Consider the following 17,125-nt stretch of genomic DNA (forward strand, 5'->3'; position numbering starts at 1 on the left):
CTAAGCGGGAAACCATCTTCAAGATGAGGTCTCCACAAGAAGGACTTGTCCTTTTTGGTAGGCTCCCAGTAGATGACTGGGTTGATAGGCCAGGAGTGGAAGACTGGTAACGGTTTAGAGAGCTGACTGGTACTAATAAGCCGATACAAACAACAACAACCCCCACACCATCAGGTGAAACCAGCGGGGCGAGCACAGTTAAGAAGCGTAGTAGCGTCCACTATACGGTCCACACCCAACCCAGCCACCAGGCCACACACGCGCGTCGTGTGTGGTGTGGGTGGGCGGCTGGAGTCGGATAATTTGATAGCGTCCAACACAGACGACAGCGTATTGTGCACTGCCCGTGTAGTCGTCTCGGTGGTCATAGCGGCAGGGAGACGCCCGGCATCCATTCCGAACCCGGAAGCTAAGCCTGACAGCGCCGATGGTACTGCACCCGCCAGGGTGTGGGAGAGTAGGACACCACCGAGCACAAGCTAACTGGTTCAGCCCCCGAGGGGACTCCGTGACGGAGCACCCCCTGGGGCTGAATCTGTTTCTGTGGGGCGCTCGTCTCACCTCGATCGTCAAGAAACGGTACGGCCGCCCGTCCGGAGCTCATGCCTGGTCCACACAGTCAGCACAAGGGGCCAGCGAAAGGGGCTGCGCTCGGCGTCGCCTCGCACCTGCTGCGCGTGGCCGTCGGCGAGAGCACGGCGGGCCTCACGAAAGGCTACCCAAGGCGAGATCGCCGGCCTCACGAAAGAGACTGTGAGTGGCACCGTCGTCGCACTGCGCTTGCCCGCGGGGTCCGGGAGCGACTTGGCCCGAACTGACACCGTCCGTCCCGCAGTCCGCCCCAGGAGCCGACGGGCCGTGCTCATCATCGGGGGCGCAGCGGTGCTGAACTCGCCCACCGATCCCGGCACTCCTGGAACTGACGAATCAACCCCCGAACACCTGGCGCTCGCCGTCGTCGACGAGCTGGAGCACCCCGGCGGCGAGCAGCACATCACCGTCGTCGCCGGGGGCCCGGGCGACTCAAATCCAGGACGACAGGAACATGTGCGAGACCCAGAAGGAGCGTGAGACCGTCTGCCCGGTCCAGATCGGCCACCAGAAGGCTGCGGCCGCACAGGCCAGGAGCGTGACCGCGATGATGAGGCCGATGCCCTCGGTGCGGATCTGCCACGTGGGGGCCATCGTCCACCTCGCCAAGGAGGCCCACGGGCGGCGCCGGTCAGCCAGCCGTGGCACGCCGCCGTCGGACCACGCCGGCTTGGTGGCGTCCCCGGATGTCGACGGGGTCGGGTAGCCGGTCATCTCGTCGTAGTTGCGCGCCAGGGCCGCATCGGTCCGCGGGTCGCTGAAGGGGGCGCCGGGCTCGAGGTCGTCGCCGTCGACCAGGGTTGGGTTGATGCGGTAGATCCCGGGGTCGGTCTCCTCCACTGGCGGCGTCCACACGGGTGTGCGCGCGAACTGCGGGCCGAAACCCAGGAACCTGGCGCCCATGCCGCGCCACGGTCGGATACCCGGGCCGATCTGCCGCCTGAGGAGGGCCACCATCTGGGTGTCGGCGCTCGCCGAGCCCGGCAGCGGTGGCAGCAGTCCGGACGCCATGCCCAGCGCCAGCACGAGGACGAGCACGACGCAGGGCACGAAGGCCACTGTGTAGAAGGTGAAGATGGTGCGATCCCGGTACTGGAACCAGGGCACATACAGGCCCAGGTAGCCGATGAGAGGCACCCAGGCCCGCCAGTCGCGGTTCTTCACCCCGATGATGATCACGGCCACCAGCGCCACCACGGCGGACCACCAGATGACGATGTTCCCGATCGAGGTGATGGCCTGAATGCAGTCCCCGCCCCCGCAGGTCTGCGGCACCTGAGCCTTGTCCTCCCAGAAGAAGGAGGTCGGTCGGGTCTGCAGCAGCCAGCCCGAGGGCTTCGACTGGTACGTGTGCGGGGCGTCCAGGCCCACGTGGAACTCGTACATCTGCTGGTGGTAGGCGATGAAGTCGTTGATCTTCTCGAACACCGAGTTGTCGACGTAACCGGACAGCCAGGGGGCGGGAACCGGCAGCCCCTGTTTGATCTGCTCGGCCGTCCAGCCGTGCTTGAAGGCACCCGGGTGGGTGAACCAGGACCACCAGCAGCCGACGTAGACCACGATGACTATCGGAATCGCTTGCAGGAAGTCGCTCACGCCCTGGGCGACCGTCCCCTCCAGGAACCAGGCCCGTGCGCGCACTCGCCGTAGCGCCAGAGTGTCCCAGGTGACGACGGCGATGCCGGATACCGCGACGAGGTAGAGCCCTGACCACTTGATGGAGCAGGTCAGCCCCAGCGCGATGCTCGCGGCCAGCAGCCAGGGGCGGATGGTGGCGTGCGGGGCGCGCGCCCCGGGCGTGGTCCCCGCCATCCTGCGGGCCAGTCTCGTCCGCGACCACTCCCGGTCGCGGACCAGGCAGTACAGAGACAAGGTGGCGAAGAAACCGATGAACACGTCCAGCAGCCCGATGCGGGACTCGGTCAAGGCCACGCCGTCGATCGCCAGGAGCAGTCCGGCCAGGCCCGCCAGCAGCGGTGAGCGCGTCAGGCGCATCGTCAGGCGCGCCAGCAGCATCACCGTGAGGACTCCGGCGACGGCAGGCATGAACCGCCACCCGAAGGGGGACGCCGGCCCGAAGATCTCCATGCCGGCGCCGATGAGCCACTTGCCCAGCTGAGGGTGGACGACGTAGGCGGCCTCGGTGGACAGCCCGGAGAAGTCCCCGTTGGCGAAGGCCGCATCGGAGTTGGTCGCCCAGCTCCCCTCATAGCCCAGGTGCCACAGGGAGTAGGCGTCCTTGACGTAGTAGATCTCATCGAACATGAGCGTCTTGGGGTGGTTCAGTCCGATGAGGCGCAGCAGGGCTGCGATGACGCCGACGACGCCGGTGACGATCCACCCGCGGGCCCTCACGTCGAGGGGCATCACGGCACCCACCGGGCCCAGCCCGAGCATGGTGCGCAGCTCGGCCTCGGTGCGCTCGGCGGCGGGCTCGGTGTCGCGTTCGGCGATGACCGGCTCGGCGACGGCGACCTCGACCGGCGCGGGGCCCGTGGCCTCGTCCCGCGCCGGGGCGGCTTCCTGTGCTCGTTCCTGCTCCGCGTCCGGGTCGGGGGAACCGTCGCGGGACTGCTCTGGGGACTGCTCTGGGGCCTGTTCGGGGGACTGTTCGGGAGACAGCGCGCTCGGAGTCGTCACACCCCGAGTGTAGGCGGAGGCTTCATCGAGGGCGCACCGACATACTGTGTCCTATGACTGAGAGCAGCCCGCCCCCACCTGCCGCCGCCGACGTCGATCCCGTCGATGCCCCCGCCGCCCACAGCCCGGACCTGCGCGGCGGGACGATCACCCTGGCCGCCACCCCGATCGGCAACGTCTCCGACGCCTCCCTGCGGCTGCGTCGCGCCCTGGAGCAGGCCGACCTCATCGCCGCCGAGGACACCCGCCGGCTGCGGGCCCTGGCCCAGCGCCTCGACGTCGAGGTCGGTGGGCGCGTCATCGCCTTCCACGAGCACAATGAGCGCGAGCGCGCCCCCGAGCTGCTCGAGGCCGCCCGCGCCGGCCTGCGCGTCCTGGTGGTCTCCGACGCCGGTATGCCCTCGGTCTCCGACCCCGGGTACCGGCTCGTCCAGGCGGCGGTGCACGAGCAGGTGCCCGTCACCGTTGCACCGGGCCCCTCGGCAGTGCTGACCGCTCTGGCCCTGTCCGGGCTGGCCTCCGACCGCTTCTGCTTCGAGGGGTTCCTGCCGCGCAAGCCGGGGGAGCGGCGCCGGGCCCTGGAGTCCCTGGCCAGCCAGGAGCGCACCATGATCTTCCTGGAGTCCCCCCGCCGCGTCCACGACTCCCTGACCGCCATGGCTGAGGTCCTCGGTGACGACCGCCCCGCGGCACTGTGCCGGGAGCTGACCAAGACTCATGAGCAGGTGCTGCGGGGCTCCCTGGCGGAGCTGACCCGGGCCACGGCCGACGGCGTCCTGGGGGAGGTGGTCCTCGTCGTCGCCGGAGCCGAGCCCCTCGTCGCCAGTCCTGAGGCCGCCGCGCACAAGGCCCTGGCGCTGGCCGAGGCCGGTATGCGCCTCAAGGCGGCCGCGGCCCAGGCGGCAGGCGAGGGCGGTCTGCGCCCCAACGAGGTCTACCGTGCGGCCCTGGAGCTGCGTGACACCAAAGGCTGAGCCGACCGGGCTCCTGGCGGGGCCGAACCCGCTATGGTCGGGTCATGAACACCGAGCACCGCACCGGTTCCCAGGCCCCCGCTCGCCGGGCCCTCATCATCGTCGACGTCCAGCCCACCTTCTGCGAGGGAGGCGCCCTGGCGGTGGCCGGCGGCAACGCCGTCGCCGAGCGCATCGCCGCCTACCTGTCCTCCCACCGGGAGGACTACGACCTGGTGGTCACCACCCAGGACTGGCACATCGACCCTGGAGAGCACTTCTCCAGCGAACCCGACTTCATCGACACCTGGCCCGTTCACGGCGTGGCCGACTCCGCCGAGGCCCAGCTCCACCCCGCCCTGAACGGACTCGAGGCCGACGCCGCCGTGAAGAAGGGCCAGTACGCCGCCGCCTACTCCGGCTTCGAGGGCGTGGACGAGGACGGGCGCACCCTGGCGGACATCCTGAGCGCCGCCCGTATCGAGGCCGTCGACGTCGTCGGCCTGGCCGAGTCCCACTGCGTCAAGGACACCGCCCTGGACGCGGTCCGACAGGGCTACCGGGTGCGGGTCCTGACCGATCTGACCGAACCGGTCAGCCCCGAGCTGGGACGCGTCGCCCGCGCCGACATGAGCGCCGCCGGCATCGAGCTGGCCCCCTCCCACTGAAGGACTGCCCGCACCGGTCACCGGGGCCGGTCGCCAGGCTGCTCACCAGGGTTGCGGCCCCAGTCGCCCCCGAACACCATGGGTGCCCTCGCCGATTGCCTCGGCGAGGGCACCCATGCGTTGCCTGAGACGGGTTACTGGGCCGGCCAGCCACCGGGCTGCTGGTACGGGCCGGGCTGCGCCTGCGGGTTGTACTGGCCCTGCTGGCCCTGCTGCACAGGCTGAGTGAAGACCGAGGGCTGCGCGGACTGAGCCTGCTGCTGCGCCGGTTGCTGACCCGTCCAACCGAACTGGGCAGTCGGGGCCACCTGCGAGTACTGGGGCTGGGCTCCAGCCCCCGCGGCCGAAGCTGCATAGGGGGCCTGCTGGGGGGCCGGCTCGGGCTGCTGGTACTGGGGCTGCTGGGCGTACTGCGCCGCCTGCGGCTGCTGGTCGGACTGCCAGGCCCCCTGGGTGTAGACGGTCGGGGTCCCGGGCGCCGCGCCGGACATCGGGCTGAACGCCTCACCCGCCGCAGTCGGAGCGGTACCGGCGGCGGCCAGCTTGGAGCGCCAGGCCATGCCGCCGGCGCCCATCACCAGACCCACGACCGCCATGATGATCGTGCCGACGACCCCGAACATCGACATCAAGGTGGCCTTCCCCGACGAGGGGGCGATGATCTCACCCATGGAGACTCCCGCAGTGTTGTTGCAGTCAACGGTGTAGGCGCCCGACTTCTGGGAGGAGAAGGTCGAGAAGAGCTTGCCGCCCTTGACCTTCGTGGACGACGAGCTGGACTTCGTGTCGACGTCGTCGCCATCGGGAGAGGCCACTGAGCACTCCGGCGCGTCGTCGCCGTCGCTGTAGAACAGCCCGTAGGTGCTGCCCTTGTCCAGCTTCACCGTGGCGGCCTGGTCATCCGGCAGGTCGGTGATGGTGGCGTTGAACTGGCTGCGGGTGACCGCCGAGCCGATTCCGCCGATGATGGCGATCAGGAGAATGGCCAGGCCGGCCACCGCCAAGGCTGTCGGGGCGGCCAGGCTCCTGGACGCCGCCGGCTGGCTCGCGGCACCTGAGTAACCGCCCTGAGGCGTCTGGAACGGTGCGGCCGGCGGGTACTGCGAAGGCTGAGGCTGACCGCCGGCAAGAGCCGGGTCATAGCCGTTGGCCGACCAGCCTGCTGAGCTCGCTGGGTACTGGGAGCCGGGGTACTGGGACATAGCTGGCCTTTCTGGTCCATCGTGTCCGTGTGAGAGGCGCGTGGGAACACGTCATGACGGCGTGCACGGCAGCAACGCGAGGCTGGAAGCTCGCAGCGCACCCGAGGCCTCACAGGAGGCGTCGATATGTCGGAACAATTACCGGGCGGGAGCCGCACGACTCGGATAGACTACCGGCAGGTGGCGGTGCCTCGCAGGCCGTGGACCAAATCTGTGGCCGTGAACTGAATCGGCCGGGAACCCGATAGGCTGACCTCCATGACCCACATCCTGTCCGCAGTCGCCTGGCCGTACGCCAACGGCCCGCGTCACATCGGCCACGTCGCCGGCTTCGGTGTTCCCTCTGACGTCTTCTCGCGCTACATGCGCATGGCCGGTCATGACGTCCTCATGGTCTCGGGCACTGATGAGCACGGCACCCCGATCCTCGTCGCCGCCGACGAGGAGGGCCTCAGCGCCCGTGAGCTCGCCGACCGCAACAACCGGCTCATCGTCGAGGACCTCGTGGCCCTGGGCCTGTCCTACGACCTGTTCACCCGCACCACTGCCGGCAACCACTACCACGTGGTCCAGGACATGTTCACCACCGTGCGGGACAACGGCTACATGGTCCAGCAGGTGACCCGCTCTGCGATCTCCCCCTCCACCGGGCGCACCCTGCCCGACCGCTACATCGAGGGCACCTGCCCGATCTGCGGCGCCGAGGGGGCCCGCGGGGACCAGTGCGACACCTGCGGCAACCAGCTCGACCCCACCGACCTCATCAGCCCGCGCTCGCGGATCAACGGCGAGACCCCCGAGTTCGTGGAGACCACCCACTGGTTCCTGGACCTGCCCGCCCTGGCCCAGGCCCTGGGCGCCTGGCTCGACGAGCGCGAGGCCTCCGGCACCTGGCGGCCCAACGTCATCAAGTTCTCCCAGAACCTCCTGGGGGACATCCGCCCGCGCGCCATGACCCGGGACATCGACTGGGGCATCCCGGTGCCCGGCTGGGAGGACCAGCCCACCAAGCGCCTCTACGTCTGGTTCGACGCCGTCATCGGCTACCTGTCCGCCTCCGTGGAGTGGGCGCGCCGCAGCGGCGACCCCGAGGCGTGGCGCGCCTGGTGGAACGACCCCCAGGCCCTGTCCTACTACTTCATGGGCAAGGACAACATCGTCTTCCACTCCCAGATCTGGCCCGCCGAGCTCCTGGGCTACAACGGCCAGGGGGAGCGCGGCGGCGAGCCCGGGCGCCTGGGCTCGCTCAACCTGCCCACCGAGGTCGTCTCCAGCGAGTTCCTCACCATGGAGGGCAAGAAGTTCTCCTCCTCCCACGGCATCGTCATCTATGTGCGCGACTTCCTCCAGCGCTACCAGGCCGACGCCCTGCGCTACTTCATCTGCGCGGCCGGCCCGGAGACCGCGGACGCGGACTTCACCTGGGCAGAGTTCGTGCGGCGCACCAACGGCGAGCTCGTGGCCGGCTGGGGCAACCTGGTCAACCGCACCGCCTCCATGATCCACAAGCGCTTCGGGCAGATCCCCGAGCCCGCCGAGCTGGAGGACATCGACCGCGCCCTGCTCGACGCCGTCGAGGCCGGCTTCACCTCCGTGGGCGACCTCATCGCCCAGCACCGCCAGAAGGCGGCCCTGGGGGAGGCGATGCGCCTGGTCGGCGAGGCCAACAAGTACGTCGCCGACACCCAGCCCTTCAAGCTCAAGGGTGAGGACCCCGCCACCCAGGCCCGCCTGGCCACGGTCCTGCACACGCTGGCCCAGGCGGTCACCGACCTCAACCTCATGCTCTCGCCCTTCCTGCCGCACGCCGCCAACGACGTCGACCGGGTCCTGGGCGGGAGCGGCCGGATCGCCCCGATGCCCCGCATCGAGGAGGTCGACGAGCTCGACCCCGACCACCTGCCCGAGGCCTTCGACGGTCGCACCGGCTACCCGATCATCACCGGCGACTACCAGGACGCCCCCACCTGGGGACGCCACCCCGTCACCGTCGGCACGCCCGTGGCCAAGCCGGCCCCGGTGTTCACCAAGCTGGACGAGTCGATCGTCGAGGCCGAGCTGGCCCGCTACGCCGGCTCCGTGCCCGACGACGTCACCGGTTCCTGAGGGCGCATGGGCTCGAGGAAGCGCGACCGCTCCTGGCCGCCGGCCGACGCCGTCGCCCCCCTGGCGGTCCCGGTCACCGACAACCACACGCACCTGCCGGTCGCGGCGGACGCCGGCGGCCCCGGCTCCGAGGCGCCACTGAGCGCCGCCGAGCTGGTCGAGCGGGCCGCCGCCGTGGGCGTGACCCGCGTGGTGACCTCCGCCTGCGAGACCACCACCTGGCAGGAGAGCCTGGCCCTGGCCCGCGAGCTGCCGGGAGTGCGCGTGGCCCTGGCCGTGCACCCCAACGAGGCCGTCCTCCACGCCGGAGTGCGCGAGACCGGTCCCGACGGGCTCGAGCCGCGGGCCCAGGAACACCACGGCGAGCCGCTCGAGTCGGTCATGGCCCGCCTGGAGGAGACGCTCAGGGCGAACGCCGACGTCGTCGTCGCCGTCGGGGAGAGCGGCCTGGATTTCTTCCGCACCGGTGAAAAGGGGGCCGCCGCCCAGCGCGAGGCCTTCCGGGCGCACATCGCCCTGGCCAAGGAGCTCGACCTGCCCCTGCAGATCCACGACCGTGACGCGCACGCCGCCTGCGTGGAGGTCCTCAAGGCCGACGGCGCCCCCGAGCGCACCGTCTTCCACTGCTTCTCGGGTGGGCAGCAGCTGGCCGCCGCCTGCACCGAGCACGGCTGGTACGCCTCCATCGCGGGCCCGCTGACCTACCCGGCCAACGACTCCCTGCGGGAGGCGGTCGCCGCCCTGCCCGACGCGCTGCTCCTGGTGGAGACCGACGCCCCCTACCTCCCACCCAAGCGCTGGCGCGGCCGCCCCAACGCCTCCTACCTGCTGGGTGACACGGTCCGCTTCCTGGCCGAGCAGCGGAGCCTGGGTGAGGAAGACCTCTGCCGCCGCCTGCAGGCCACCACCGAGGCGGTCTACGGGAGTTGGTGATCGCCGTCGGCCGCCGAGGACCGGTGGGGGACGCCCGGGGCTCAGACCTATGGACCCTGACGTCCTGCGGGGAGATGCCCGCAATCCCGGGAAGAGGAAAAGAGTGCGCGGCGGTGACGGCGCGGCCGATTTTGTCCGGACGATACCTCCCAGGTTAACACCGTTCACCCAGGGGCGTCCCAGGTGGGTGGCAGGTGAGAATCAGGGCCTGTCTGCACGGTTCCATCACAAGCGCACAGGGTGTGAGCAGGTACATTGGCACGTCCCTGGGTCATCGGTTACGGTGACACGCAGTCGTCAAAACGAAGGAAGTTCTATCGTGGGTCGTCACTCCCAGACCAGCTCCCTGAGTACTACACTCGCCGGCCTTGGCTCCTTGGCCTCCAAGAGGCAGACCGCCTCCGGCGTCCGCGGACGTCGTCGCGCCGAGGGGCCCGCCAAGACCTCCCTGACCCCCATGCTCTTCAAGGCGGGGGGCGCCGCAGCCGCCTTCTCCCTGGCGGTCTCCGGTGCCGCCTACGCGGCCATCTCCGCAGGGGGTGACGAGGGGCGCTCCTCCTCGGGCGGTTCCTTCGGGCTGATCGGCGGCGAGTCGGACGGACAGGCCAAGGCCGCCGCCACCCAGAAGGCCGGTGCCGGCAAGATCGCCAGTGCCCAGACCTCCACCACCACCGTCGACGAGCCGCAGGTTCACAGCACGGTGAAGAAGGAGACCGACTCCCTGCCCAAGGGTGAGACCAAGGTTGAGACCGCCGGCGTTGACGGGCTCGTGCGCACCACCTACGAGGTCACCACCCAGGACGGCAAGGAGGTCTCCCGCACCCCGGTCGCCCAGGTCGTCGTCACCCAGAAGGTGGACGAGGTCGTCCTGGTGGGCACCGGGGAGCAGCAGGCCCAGCAGGAGGCCGCCCAGCAGGCCCAGTCCGCCGGTGACGGGCAGACCGCCCAGTCCAACGGGGGCGGTGAGGGCTCGAACAGCGCCACTTCAGCGCCCGCGGCCAGCTCCAGCGCGGGGACCGACCCTGACGGCGCCAAGGCCATTGCCCGCTCCATGCTGGCCAGTCACGGCTGGGGAGACTCCGAGTTCACCTGCCTGGAGAGCCTGTGGACCCGCGAGTCCGGCTGGAACTACCAGGCCGAGAACGCCTCCTCGGGCGCCTACGGCATCCCCCAGGCGCTGCCCGGCGCCAAGATGAGCGAGGTCGCCGACGACTGGGCCACCAACCCCGCCACCCAGATCACCTGGGGTCTGAACTACATCTCCGGCCGCTACGGCTCCCCCTGCTCGGCCTGGGCCCACTCCGAGTCCGTCGGCTGGTACTGAGCGAAGCGGCCCGCCCGGGGTATCTTCTTGCCCCACACGGCACCCGGAACGTCGTCGACGGCGCCCGTCTCCCTGTGAGACTGGCGCCGTCACCATTGCTGTGGGAGGTAGGTCACACGGGAGTGAGGTGGCTAATTGTCGCCACTGTAACGTTTCCACTACCGTGGCACTCGCCGTCGACTGGAAGGACGTCCCCCCCCATGACTCCCCTCGCTCGTTCCCACGCCCACGTCCTGCCGGAGGAGCCGCAGGCCCCGGCCCCGCAGGAGGCGGCCCAGGAACGGCGCGGCATGCGCAGCATCGCGCTGCGCGCAGGTCTGGCGGCCCTGGCCCTGTCGGTCGCGGTCTCCGGGGCCGCCTACGCCGCTGTCCGCGCGGGGGAGCCCTCTCGGGCCTCCGGTGCCGAGGCGGCCGCACAGCGCACCGATGGCCTGGGTGCTGAAGGTGGTCGTAGCCGGGTCTCAGTCACGCCGAGCACCCAGAAGGTGACCACCGAGACGGTCGACGCCACCGACCCCCACGGCTCCGTCCAGCAGGAGAACGGCGACCTGTCCGAAGGCGAGACCAAGGTGGCCACGGCTGGTGTCGACGGCGTCGTGCGCACCACCTACGAGGTCACCACCGTGGGCGGCAAGGAGGTCTCCCGCACCCCCGTCGCCCAGGTCGTCGTTACCCAGAAGGTCGATGAGGTCGTCCTGGTGGGCACCGGCACGGCCAAGAAGCAGGAGAGCAAGCCGGATCAGTCTCAGTCCCAGGAGCAGAGTCAGGCTCAGTCCCAGGGACAGGGCCAGGCTCAGGCGCCCTCGCAGTCCGCCGGCGGTTCGGCGTCCGGCGGCAGTGCCGGCACGAATGACGGTTCGGTCGGGGACGATGTGTGGGCCAAGCTCGCCCAGTGCGAGTCCGGCGGCAACCCGGCTGCCAACACCGGTAACGGCTTCTACGGCATGTATCAGTTCACCCTGGAGACCTGGCAGGCCCTGGGCGGAACCGGCTACCCCCACGAGGCCGACGCCGCCACCCAGACCGCCATGGCCAAGAAGCTCCAGGCCCAGTCCGGCTGGGGCCAGTGGCCCGGCTGCGCCGACAAGCTCGGCCTGCACTGAGCGGCCCGAGCCGCACCGGGGCGCCGCGCACACCCCGGGTCTCGATCATCCCGATCATGCAGAGAGCGTGCGGCATGTTCCCAGATATCTCACAGTGACAAAGGGTGGGTGCCGGTTACTGTGTCCCCATGACGTTGCCGGCCCCCGATTCACAGGTGCCCCCGGCAGGAGCAGCCCCCACTGACGGGCACGACCCTGCGGGAGCCTGTGAGGCCACCTCCGAGACTCCCGCCGACGCCGCCTGTGCAGAGCACGCCAGTCAGGAACCCCGGGATCCCCAGGATCACGGCGCCTCCCCGGGCTCCCGGGCCGCCGGCCTCCTGGGCCCCACCGAGGTCCGCGGCCTGTCCCAGGCGCTCGGTATCCGCCCCACCAAGGCACTGGGACAGAACTTCGTCCACGACGCCGGCACAGTGCGCCGCATCGTCAGGAGCGCGGGCGTTCGCCCCGACGACACGGTCCTGGAGATCGGGCCGGGCCTGGGCTCCCTGACCCTGGCTCTCCTGGAGACCGGGGCGCGAGTGATCGCCGTCGAGATCGACCCCGCCCTGGCCCGGGCACTGCCCGTCACCGTCGCCGACCGCATGCCGCAGGCCGCAGGCCGCCTGACCCTCATCCAGGCCGACGCACTGAGCATCACCGGCCCGGACTCGCTGGGCGAGGCCGGAGCCGCTCCCACCCGCCTCGTGGCGAACCTGCCCTACAACGTGGCCGTCCCCGTCCTGCTCACCGCGCTGGAGGCCCTGCCCAGCCTGGAGAGCGTCACCGTCATGGTCCAGGCCGAGGTCGCCGACCGCCTCGCCGCCGAACCCGGCTCGCGGACCTACGGGGTCCCCAGTGTCAAGGCCGCCTGGTACGCCGCGGCCCGCCGCACCCTGACCATCTCCCGCTGCGTCTTCTGGCCCGTGCCCAACGTCGACTCCGCCCTCGTCGAGCTCGTGCGCCGCCGGCCCCCCGCCACGCGCGCCACCCGCGAGCAGGTCTTCGCCGTGGTCGACGCCGCCTTCGCGCAGCGCCGCAAGACCCTGCGCAAGGCCCTGGCCAGGCTCGCCGGAGGGGCCGACGCCGCCGAGTCCGCCCTGCGCGCCGCCGGCATCGACCCGACGCGGCGCGGCGAGACCCTCGACATCACCGCCTTCGCCGCCCTGGCCGAGGTGCTGCAGCCCGTCGCCGTCGATGAGACCGCTGCGCCGACGCCTCCCACCTCACAGGAGCAGTCATGAGTCATCTGCGTGCCGTCCCCGACGGCCCCACTGGTCCGCGCGAGTCCACCGTGCCGCCCCGCAGCGGCTCGGCCAGCTCGGTGCGCGTCGAGGCCCCCGGCAAGGTCAACCTCTTCCTGTCCGTCGGCGCCCCCGGCCCCGACGGCTACCACCCGCTCACCACGGTCTTCCAGGCGGTCCGCCTCATCGAGACCGTCACCGCCCGCCGGCAGTCCGCCCAGGACCACGGCACCGTCACGCTCACCCTCGAGGAGCCCGACGCCGACGTCCCCGCGGACGACTCCAACCTGGCCGTGCGGGCCGCCACGCTCCTGGCGCAGACCACCGGCGTCAGCGAGGGCGTCGACCTCCTGCTGCGCAAGCGCGTTCCCGTCGCCGGTGGGATGGCCGGGGGATCCGCCGACGCCGCCGCCGCCCTCGTGGCCTGCAACGCCCTGTGGGGCACGGGCCTGTCCCTGCCCGAGCTCTCCGCCCTGGCCGCCCGCCTGGGAGCCGACGTCCCCTTCCCCCTGACCGGGGCCACCGCCGTCGGGAGCGGCCGCGGTGACCTGGTCACCCCGATCATGACCCGGGGCGTCTACCACTGGGTCTTCGCCCTGGCTGAGGAGGGCCTGTCCACCCCGGCGGTCTTCCGGCGCCTCGATGAGATGGCGGGCGGCGGGCAACCCGCTTTACACGACGTGCCCGAGGCCCTCACCGCCGCCCTGCGCGCCGGGGACGCTCGCGCCCTGGCCGGCTCCCTCTACAACGACCTCCAGGCCGCGGCTCTTGACCTGCGCCCCGAGCTGGCCGAGGTCATCGCCGTGGCCGAGGAGGCCGGGGCCCTGCGCGCCATCGTCTCCGGATCCGGCCCCACCATCGCCGCCCTGGTCGAGGACCCCGGCAGCGCCCAACGGGTCTCGCGCGCACTGAAGGCCTCGGGCCTGGTCGCCGACGTCCTGCGCGCCGACGCCCCCGTGGCCGGCGCCCGGGTGGTGGGCTGATGGCGCACCTGCTCGGCGTGGAGAACCTGCGTCTGACCGTCGGCTCGCGCCTGCTCCTGGACGAGGTCACCCTGGGGTTGGAGGACGGCACCCGCGTCGGCGTCCTGGGCCCCAACGGCGCAGGCAAGTCCACCTTCCTGGCGGCCCTGGCCGGTCGGCGCGAGCCCGACGGCGGCCGCGTCACCCGCACCGGCGGCGTGAGCGTGGTCGTCCTCAGCCAGACCGACGACCTGCCGCCGGGCGCCACCGTGCGCACCGCCATCCACGGCCAGGCCCCCGAGCACGAGTGGGCCTCCGATCCGGCCGTGCGAGACATCCACTCCGGACTCATCGCCGACCTCGACCTGTCCGCCGACGTCGCCACCCTCTCGGGGGGACAGCGCCGCCGTGTCGCCCTGGCCGCGGTCCTCACCCGCCGCGCCGACGTCGTCATCCTCGACGAGCCCACTAACCACCTCGACGTCGAGGGCGTGGACTGGCTCGCCCGCCACCTGCGGGCCCGCTTCAACGGCCCGGGCGGCCGAGCCTGCGGCGCCCTGGTCACCGTCACCCACGACCGCTGGTTCCTGGACGCCATCTGCACCAACGTGTGGGAGGTCGTCCCCGGCATCGACCCCGGCGGCGGGCGCCCCCAGGTGGCCGGCCGCATCGAGACCTACGACGGCGGATACGCCGCCTACGTCCTGGCTCGGGCCGAGCGCGCCCGCCAGGCCGCCGTGGCCGCCGTCAAGCGCGAGAACCTCCTGCGCAAGGAGCTGGCCTGGTTGCGCCGCGGCGCCCCCGCCCGCACCTCCAAGCCCCGCTTCCGCATCGAGGCCGCAGAAGCCCTCATCGCCGACGTGCCGCCCCCGCGCGACACCGTTGCCCTGACCGCCATGGCCACGGCCCGCCTGGGCAAGAAGGTCCTCGACCTCGAGGACGTCACCGTGCGCTACCCCGGGCCGCCCACCAACAGCGGCGAGACCACCCAGCGGGAGGTCCTGCGCCGGGTCACCTGGCGGCTCGCACCCGGTGAGCGGGTCGGCGTCGTCGGCGTCAACGGTGCCGGCAAGACCACCCTGCTGCGCCTGCTCGAAGGCGTCCAGGAGCCCACTGCCGGCCGCGTCGTCCGCGGCAAGACCGTTCAGGTGGCCACCCTGTCCCAGTCCACTCACGAGCTCGACGCGCTCGCGGACCTGCGCGTTGTCGAGGCCGTGGCCATGGTGGGGGAGAGGGTCGTCGTCGGGGACAAGGAGATGACGGCGGCCCAGCTCGTCGAGCGCCTGGGCTTCACCCGTCAGCGCGCCTGGACCCGGGTCGGGGAGGTCAGCGGCGGGGAGCGCCGCCGGCTCCAGCTCCTGCGCCTGCTCATGACCGAGCCCAACGTGCTCCTGCTCGACGAGCCCACCAACGACCTGGACACCGACACCCTGGCCGCCGTCGAGGACATCCTCGACTCCTTCCCCGGCACCCTCGTGGTCGTCTCCCACGACCGCTACCTCCTAGAACGGGTGACCGACCACCAGGTGGCGCTGCTGGGCGACGGCACCGTGCGCGACCTGCCCGGCGGAGTCGAGCAGTACCTCCAGATGCGCCGTGAGGCCATGGGCGGCGCCGGGAGCCCCAGAGCCTCAGCGGGCGCCGCGGCATCCGCGACGACGCGGGCGGCGGCTGAGCCCACGTCTGAGCGCAGCGCCTCCAGCGGGGCCCGCCGGCACGAGGCCCGCAAGGCCTTGGGGCGCATCGAGCGGAAGATGGAGCGCGCGGCTCAGTCGCTCGCCACGCTGCACGCGCGCATGGAGGAGGTCTCGGCCGATCCGAACCGGGTGGGGGAGCTGGCCGAGCTCGGCCGTGAGCTCGTGGCCGCCGAGGCGACCCACGCCGATCTGGAGGAGCAGTGGCTCGAGGCGGCGGAGGCGCTGGAGGCCTGAGAGGCGCCGTCACGGCCCTGGGCCTCATCGCTGGAAGCGGTGGGGAGGGAGTGGGGTTCGGGGAGAGGGATCAGGAACGGGGAGGTGAGCGGCGGCGTCACTGCTCACGACCGCCCGGACCGTCCGTGCCGCTCAGACGACGGGGGCGACCTGGCGGGCCAGCTCGACGAGATGATCCAAGTTGGGGGCGATGTCCTCGGCGGCGGCGCCCCACAGGCGCATGACCAGGTCCACCGGGACCGTGGGCAGTCCCGCCAGCCTCAGGACGACGACGCCCTGGGTGGGTCCGTTGGACTCATAGAAGGCTGAGAACCCCACCATGTCCGGGCCCGGTCGCAGGCGCACCAGCTCGGCCTCGGGCAGGAGCGCGGCGACGAGCTGGCGCTGGGTGGCACGGCGTCCCTCCTTGGAGCCGTCATCCTTGGCGATCTCCAGGCTGAGGTCGATGACGAAGGGCGGGTGGGCGACGTCGTCGATATGCAGGAGACGGGCGAAGCGTCCCTGGCGCTCCATGGCCTGCAGCTCGTTGAGCAGGGACTCCAGCTCGGAGCGCCACTGCGGTCCGGTCACTCCCAGGTGGGCGCTGCGGTGCCTGGCCTCCTCCCGCGCCCACCCCGGAGGTGGGAAGGGCGGGATGATCACCCATCGCTGGGGATCAGGGGTGACCGCGATCTGCACTGTGTGTTCCTTCCGAGACCTCGTCCGACTGCGAGGCAGTGGGCTGGGCGCCTACCATGTCTGTCCTATGAGGACCCGAGAGCGACATACGACAATTATGCCTGCATCCGCACGCCGCCGTGTGGTTCGCGTACTGGTGGATGCGGGGCTCATCATCGCACTGTGTGCCGTCACGGAGCGCTGCTGTGGAATCTTATTCGCTGTCGGGGCGGTTGTGCTGCTTCTTGCTGTGATGACTGCCATGATGGCGATGACAGGCGCCACACCCGGCGGGCTGGTGACGGGGGTCCGGTTGCGGAGGGTGGCGGACACGAACGGCCCCCCTGGGCGCTCTGCGGTGATTTACGTCGCATTTTTGGGTCTGTCTTTGGTGGCAACCGCAGGGTTGGCCCCCCTAGTGTTGTGGATTCTCTCACTCTGGCGTGCTGAACAGCGCACCTGGTTCGACCGACTGGCCGGTACGGTTCTTCTCAGTGCTAGACCGACCTCGGTCTCGACCTGCTCCCTGGTGGTTGAGGGCTCAGTAATCCCAGTTCTGGGGCCGATTGTTCTCGGGCGTCGGCCGGCCCCGATCGAGTCCCACCCCGATGCTCAGCTCGTTGCGGTGCTCCGTTCGGAGGACTCCGTGTCCAAGACGCACGCCCTGTTCGTGCCCGCTTCGGATGGGGTACTCGTCACAGATCTGGGTTCGACGAACGGCACCCACGTCGAGGACGAGGAAGGCGTTCACCGACTCTCACCCGGCCGACCGGAGTACGTGCAGCGGGGACGGCAGGCATACTTGGGTGACGGTGTCTGTATCGTCCGTTGA

The 17,125-nt window shown here is 70.9% G+C and carries 13 protein-coding genes and 2 rRNA genes; 12 read left to right on the plus strand and 3 right to left on the minus strand.

What is annotated here, in order from left to right:
• A 23S ribosomal RNA gene (locus tag HMPREF2883_RS08245) occupies positions 1 to 157 on the plus strand; the annotation flags it as partial.
• Between the two features lie 199 nt (positions 158 to 356).
• Positions 357 to 474, plus strand: a 5S ribosomal RNA gene (gene rrf, locus HMPREF2883_RS08250).
• A 549-nt stretch (positions 475 to 1,023) separates the two neighbouring features.
• Here rrf and HMPREF2883_RS08260 read toward each other — a convergent pair.
• Positions 1,024 to 3,231: a dolichyl-phosphate-mannose--protein mannosyltransferase gene (locus tag HMPREF2883_RS08260; RefSeq protein WP_070660922.1), complete on the minus strand. Its 2,208-nt coding sequence runs from the start codon at positions 3,229 to 3,231 to the stop codon at positions 1,024 to 1,026.
• Between the two features lie 53 nt (positions 3,232 to 3,284).
• Here HMPREF2883_RS08260 and rsmI point away from each other — a divergent pair, with 53 nt between their 5' ends.
• Positions 3,285 to 4,205 carry a 16S rRNA (cytidine(1402)-2'-O)-methyltransferase gene (gene rsmI, locus HMPREF2883_RS08265; protein WP_070660927.1) on the plus strand — a complete coding sequence of 307 codons (921 nt, stop codon included), beginning with the start codon at positions 3,285 to 3,287 and terminating at the stop codon, positions 4,203 to 4,205.
• Between the two features lie 44 nt (positions 4,206 to 4,249).
• Positions 4,250 to 4,852, plus strand: a complete 603-nt coding sequence (locus tag HMPREF2883_RS08270) for an isochorismatase family protein (RefSeq protein ID WP_070660930.1) — start codon at positions 4,250 to 4,252, stop codon at positions 4,850 to 4,852.
• A gap of 134 nt (positions 4,853 to 4,986) precedes the next feature.
• Here the strand turns inward: HMPREF2883_RS08270 and HMPREF2883_RS08275 are convergent, their stop codons facing one another.
• The gene (locus HMPREF2883_RS08275) at positions 4,987 to 6,054 is read right to left on the minus strand and encodes a hypothetical protein (RefSeq protein ID WP_070660933.1); all 1,068 of its coding nucleotides are present in this window, start codon (positions 6,052 to 6,054) and stop codon (positions 4,987 to 4,989) included.
• 258 nt (positions 6,055 to 6,312) lie between these two features.
• Between HMPREF2883_RS08275 and metG the strand changes: the two genes are divergently transcribed.
• The 7 genes from metG (at position 6,313) to HMPREF2883_RS08310 (ending at position 15,636) form a co-directional block, all read left to right on the plus strand.
• A complete protein-coding gene (metG, locus tag HMPREF2883_RS08280) occupies positions 6,313 to 8,160 on the plus strand; it encodes a methionine--tRNA ligase (protein WP_070660936.1) in 1,848 nt (615 codons plus the stop codon).
• A 6-nt stretch (positions 8,161 to 8,166) separates the two neighbouring features.
• The gene (locus HMPREF2883_RS08285) at positions 8,167 to 9,093 is read left to right on the plus strand and encodes a TatD family hydrolase (protein WP_070660939.1); all 927 of its coding nucleotides are present in this window, start codon (positions 8,167 to 8,169) and stop codon (positions 9,091 to 9,093) included.
• 319 nt (positions 9,094 to 9,412) lie between these two features.
• Positions 9,413 to 10,417, plus strand: coding sequence for a G5 domain-containing protein (locus tag HMPREF2883_RS08290; RefSeq protein WP_070660942.1), 1,005 nt, complete (start codon positions 9,413 to 9,415; stop codon positions 10,415 to 10,417).
• A gap of 200 nt (positions 10,418 to 10,617) precedes the next feature.
• Entirely contained in the window at positions 10,618 to 11,520 is a 903-nt protein-coding gene (locus HMPREF2883_RS08295; protein WP_070660945.1) for a resuscitation-promoting factor, read from the plus strand.
• Between the two features lie 128 nt (positions 11,521 to 11,648).
• Positions 11,649 to 12,743, plus strand: a complete 1,095-nt coding sequence (rsmA, locus tag HMPREF2883_RS08300) for a 16S rRNA (adenine(1518)-N(6)/adenine(1519)-N(6))-dimethyltransferase RsmA (RefSeq protein ID WP_070660948.1) — start codon at positions 11,649 to 11,651, stop codon at positions 12,741 to 12,743.
• Entirely contained in the window at positions 12,740 to 13,726 is a 987-nt protein-coding gene (locus tag HMPREF2883_RS08305; protein ID WP_070660951.1) for a 4-(cytidine 5'-diphospho)-2-C-methyl-D-erythritol kinase, read from the plus strand. The genes rsmA and HMPREF2883_RS08305 overlap by 4 nt, the downstream gene beginning before the upstream one ends.
• Complete coding sequence (locus HMPREF2883_RS08310) at positions 13,726 to 15,636, plus strand: ABC-F family ATP-binding cassette domain-containing protein (protein WP_070660954.1); 1,911 nt, start codon at positions 13,726 to 13,728, stop codon at positions 15,634 to 15,636. Before HMPREF2883_RS08305 ends, HMPREF2883_RS08310 begins: the two co-directional genes overlap by 1 nt.
• 132 nt (positions 15,637 to 15,768) lie before the next feature.
• On the opposite strand, the gene HMPREF2883_RS08315 is transcribed toward HMPREF2883_RS08310, so the two are convergent.
• Positions 15,769 to 16,314, minus strand: coding sequence for a hypothetical protein (locus tag HMPREF2883_RS08315; protein WP_070660957.1), 546 nt, complete (start codon positions 16,312 to 16,314; stop codon positions 15,769 to 15,771).
• Between the two features lie 97 nt (positions 16,315 to 16,411).
• Here HMPREF2883_RS08315 and HMPREF2883_RS08320 point away from each other — a divergent pair, with 97 nt between their 5' ends.
• The gene (locus tag HMPREF2883_RS08320) at positions 16,412 to 17,125 is read left to right on the plus strand and encodes an FHA domain-containing protein (RefSeq protein WP_176747183.1); all 714 of its coding nucleotides are present in this window, start codon (positions 16,412 to 16,414) and stop codon (positions 17,123 to 17,125) included.

It is taken from the genome of Actinomyces sp. HMSC075C01, from assembly GCF_001812965.1.
GTDB classification, from domain to species: domain Bacteria; phylum Actinomycetota; class Actinomycetes; order Actinomycetales; family Actinomycetaceae; genus Actinomyces; species Actinomyces acetigenes.

Excerpts from the sequence above, each read along its gene's own strand:
- metG (WP_070660936.1), top strand. The coding sequence starts at position 6,313 with ATGACCCACATCCTGTCCGCAGTCGCCTGGCCGTACGCCAACGGCCCG.
- rsmA (WP_070660948.1), top strand. The coding sequence starts at position 11,649 with ATGACGTTGCCGGCCCCCGATTCACAGGTGCCCCCGGCAGGAGCAGCC.
- HMPREF2883_RS08270 (WP_070660930.1), top strand. The coding sequence starts at position 4,250 with ATGAACACCGAGCACCGCACCGGTTCCCAGGCCCCCGCTCGCCGGGCC.
- HMPREF2883_RS08295 (WP_070660945.1), top strand. The coding sequence starts at position 10,618 with ATGACTCCCCTCGCTCGTTCCCACGCCCACGTCCTGCCGGAGGAGCCG.
- HMPREF2883_RS08275 (WP_070660933.1), bottom strand. The coding sequence starts at position 6,054 with ATGTCCCAGTACCCCGGCTCCCAGTACCCAGCGAGCTCAGCAGGCTGG.
- HMPREF2883_RS08310 (WP_070660954.1), top strand. The coding sequence starts at position 13,726 with ATGGCGCACCTGCTCGGCGTGGAGAACCTGCGTCTGACCGTCGGCTCG.
- HMPREF2883_RS08305 (WP_070660951.1), top strand. The coding sequence starts at position 12,740 with ATGAGTCATCTGCGTGCCGTCCCCGACGGCCCCACTGGTCCGCGCGAG.
- HMPREF2883_RS08320 (WP_176747183.1), top strand. The coding sequence starts at position 16,412 with ATGCCTGCATCCGCACGCCGCCGTGTGGTTCGCGTACTGGTGGATGCG.
- rsmI (WP_070660927.1), top strand. The coding sequence starts at position 3,285 with ATGACTGAGAGCAGCCCGCCCCCACCTGCCGCCGCCGACGTCGATCCC.
- HMPREF2883_RS08285 (WP_070660939.1), top strand. The coding sequence starts at position 8,167 with ATGGGCTCGAGGAAGCGCGACCGCTCCTGGCCGCCGGCCGACGCCGTC.